General features: G+C 57.6%; 4 protein-coding genes. 2 read left to right on the top strand and 2 right to left on the bottom strand.

What is annotated here, in order from left to right; genetic code table 11:
* Nucleotides 1–133: 133 nt before the first annotated feature.
* Nucleotides 134–1,189, bottom strand: a complete 1,056-nt coding sequence (locus NW818_RS12750) for a permease (RefSeq protein ID WP_414424762.1) — start codon at nt 1,187–1,189, stop codon at nt 134–136.
* Nucleotides 1,190–1,268: 79 nt separating this feature from the next.
* Nucleotides 1,269–2,405 carry a citrate synthase gene (locus NW818_RS12745; protein WP_414424761.1) on the bottom strand — a complete coding sequence of 379 codons (1,137 nt, stop codon included), beginning with the start codon at nt 2,403–2,405 and terminating at the stop codon, nt 1,269–1,271.
* A 321-nt stretch (nt 2,406–2,726) separates the two neighbouring features.
* Here NW818_RS12745 and NW818_RS12740 point away from each other — a divergent pair, with 321 nt between their 5' ends.
* Together NW818_RS12740 and NW818_RS12735 are read left to right on the top strand one after the other, a co-directional pair.
* Entirely contained in the window at nt 2,727–3,218 is a 492-nt protein-coding gene (locus tag NW818_RS12740; protein WP_414413337.1) for a hypothetical protein, read from the top strand.
* Nucleotides 3,172–3,462, top strand: coding sequence for a hypothetical protein (locus NW818_RS12735; protein WP_148202743.1), 291 nt, complete (start codon nt 3,172–3,174; stop codon nt 3,460–3,462). Before NW818_RS12740 ends, NW818_RS12735 begins: the two co-directional genes overlap by 47 nt.
* The last annotated feature ends 12 nt before the right edge of the window (nt 3,463–3,474 follow it).

Below are 3,474 nucleotides of genomic sequence, written 5' to 3'. Positions count from 1 at the left end.
AAGGACTCCGTCCCGCTGGCGCGATCAGGAGCCCAGGCGTCTTACCCTAAACTGAAGCAACTATATTTGACGAATATTTGACGGAGAGTGGATGGAGAGGGTGTCCCTGTGGAGAAAGGTTCAAACAAACGCTTTAACTGCCATAGTAGTTGATGGCTAAAGCTCCCACCAGAGTAAGCTGAAAGACCAAGATCACGAAGTAGAAAATGGCGCGGGGCTTGAACAGAGTGAGCATCAAGCCTATGGCTTTCAAGTCTACTATCGGCCCAAACACCATAAAAGCCAACAGGGATCCCGGCGTGAAGGTGGCGGCAAAGGAGAGGGCGAAAAAGGCATCCACCGTCGAGCAGATGGAGATGATCCCGGCCAGGGCCATCATGATCAGGATTGAGAGCAATGCATCTTGGCCATAATCCAGCACAAACGAACGCGGGATCACCGTTTGAATCAGGGCGGCCATCGCCGAGCCCAAGATGAGCACGGATCCCAATTCGCGGATCTCCCTGGCCCAGGTCTGCAGCAGGAGAACTCCTTTTTGTCCCCTGGAGGGAGAAGGCGCAGCGGCCAGAGCAGAGCGATACACATCTTCAGCCGTTTGTAAAGTGGCCAGGGATCCGCCAGAGGCCCCTTGAGCAGGGCTCTGGGATCCAATCCAGAAGGTGCCCCCCTGCAACAACGGCGAGCGGGAGATGTTCTTCGGATCAGCTTCTTGGGAGCAATTGCGCTGCAGCTCCCGCCAGACTGACGGCTGCAACAGAGGCTGGAAATCCTTTTGCAGGCTGAAGATCAAGCCGATGACCACCGCAATGCCAAAGGAAAAGAGAATCCGGTAGATCACCAGCTCCGGCATGGAGCGAAAGGCAATCCAAGTGGAAAAGATCACCACCGGGTTAAACACCGGCGCCGCCAATAAAAAAGCCACCGCCACGTGGGGTGGGATCCCTTTGATCACCAGTTGACGGGCCACCGGCAGGTTGCCGCACTCGCACACCGGGAAAAAGAATCCTAAAGCGCCACCGGCCACCGCGCTGCCGATTTTGCCTTTGGGCAGGAAACGGGCCAACTGGGATCCCTCGACAAACACCGCCAGCAGCCCCGATAGAAACACCCCCAGCAGCAGAAATGGCATGGCCTGCACCACAAGGCTCAGAAACAGGGTGAACCCGTCTCGCCAAAGGGGAGAGTCCAAGAGGCTCAACACACCACCTCACGCACGACTTGGGCCTTACTGAGTTTGGATCTCGGCCCAGCGCCCTGTCAAACGGCTCTCAACCCCGCTCTTCTATAGGGATGTAGCGTTGCTGGCGTTCACCTGTGTACACCTGGGTGGGTCGGAAAAGCCGATTATCGGACAACTGCTCCCGCCAATGGGCCAGCCAACCCGCCGCTCGGGCAATGGCAAACACCGGTGTAAACAGATCTTCCGGGATCCCCAACTTGGCGTAGACCAACCCTGAGTAGAAGTCCACATTCGGGTAGATCCCCTTCGGCCCCAGCAACTCCTCGCACACCCGTTCCACTTCCAGGGCGATGTCGTAGTACTTGTCGTGGCCGTAGCGCTCAAACAGCTCCTCAGCCAGCCGCTGCAGGATGGTGGCCCGCGGATCCTTCACCTTATAAACCCGGTGACCCATGCCCATGATGCGCTGTTTTTTGGCCAGTTTCTCCTCGATAAACGAGCGCACATTTTCCACCGAGCCAATTTGCCGCAGCAGCATCATCACCTGTTGGTTGGCCCCCCCGTGCAACAGCCCCGAAAGGGTACCCACCGCCGTGGCCAGGCTGCTGTAAGGGTTAGCCAGCGTGGAAGCGCTCACCAGAAGGGCAAACGTAGAGGCATTGACCGTGTGCTCGGCGTGCAAGATGAGACAGGTATCGAAAATGCGGGCCAACCAGGGATCCGGCTTCTTGCCCGAGAGCATGTACAGAAAGTTGGAAGCGTGATCCAGACTATCGTCCGGGGGAATGGGATCGTTGCCCTGTCGCATCTGGTGGAACATGGCCACCATGGTCGGCAGCTTTGAGAGCAACCGGGTGACGGTGCCGAATACATAGTCGGGATCCATCTCCCGCAGCGGGTAAAACAGCCCCAAGCCCGCCACACAGGTTTGCAGAGCATCCATCGGGTTGCCCGACTCTGGAAACGACTTGATCATGTCGCGGATGCGGTATTTCACCCGTCGATGACTGCGGATTGCCTGATCAAAGTTGTCCAGCTCCGATTGGGTCGGCAGCTTGCCAAAGATCAGCAAGTAGGCTGTCTCCAGAAAGGTACTGTGGGCGGTTAATTCCTCGATGGGGATGCCCCGATATTCCAGGATCCCCGCCTGGCCATCCACAAAACTAATGTTGGAGCGTGTGGCCGGAACGCCTTCCAAGCCTGGTCTGTATTCGCCATCCGCCATGGTCGGATCCTTAGAGCAAGTATTTCCTAGATAATGATGAATCAAGGGTTGCCAAAGGTGCCTGGAACCCAACCCCTTGCTCCCCTCGGGCAGTACTGACCCCGCTTCGCTACAGTAAAGCAAATTTTGGATCCCTGTAGCCAAATGCTGCCCCTGTCATCCTTCACAGAGAGCTAGGCTGGGATCTGCCTTCTATCTTGCAACAGCTCCCGCTGCCCGACGCAAAAATTGTTGCTATGGTGAGAACTGCGCCCGGCTTGAGGGATCTTGGCGCCTGCCGGAGCTGTGAAAGTTCGCTCCCCCGCTTGGAGATCGGCATCGATGTCGGATACTGCTCAAACTCACCTTGGCTCTAGCCCAGTGCAAGGACTGGAGTACGTGGTGCTGGGAGTGGCCACTTGCTTCCAGCAGGATCAGGAAGGTCGCCTGGTAGAGGTTTTGGTGGCCGAGCCGGTGCCTGCTGCCGATTTGGACTGCCTGGCCCAAGAACGCCGCAGCACTTCCTATGTTCTCCTCTACGCCACAACCTACGCCGAGATCGTGAACAACGGGATCCCAACTTTGCCTGCCGAGGTTTTCCCGCCAGGGGTGTTGTTGGGAGAAGACTTCGTGGAACGGGTGCAGGCAGCGGCCCGCACCTATCGCAGCAAGCCCCAGTTTCGCCATATCCCCCTGCACCAAACCTGCACTCCAGAGCGGGGGGTGTTTAAGCTCAATCACAGCGTTGAGCCGCGACGGATCCTCAACGCGGTTGTGGAGGTGAAGGATGCCGACAACATCAAACAGCACCCCCACACCCATCAACGGCTCTGACTCACTGGGCTGTACGGGTCAGACGTGCCCTGGAAAGCAGGTTGAACCGCCACTCTGGGCTAGGCTTCGGGATCCCTCTACCCTTCTGGAGCAGGTACGCAGCGGTCAGGTTTGGTTGGTTAAGGGAATGGGATCCCATGGGCTGTTGCTGGAGAAAGCTCATATTGTCGAGCTGCTGGAGTTTGGTGCAGCCGTCGGCCTGGCCATCGATCGCGATTGCCGAGCGGTTTTGCCGATCGCGTAAGCGGGACGGAGT

The organism is Synechococcus sp. R6-5, from assembly GCF_047461775.1.
Lineage (GTDB): Bacteria > Cyanobacteriota > Cyanobacteriia > Thermostichales > Thermostichaceae > Thermostichus.
This window is presented reverse-complemented; position numbering and strand designations above follow the sequence as displayed.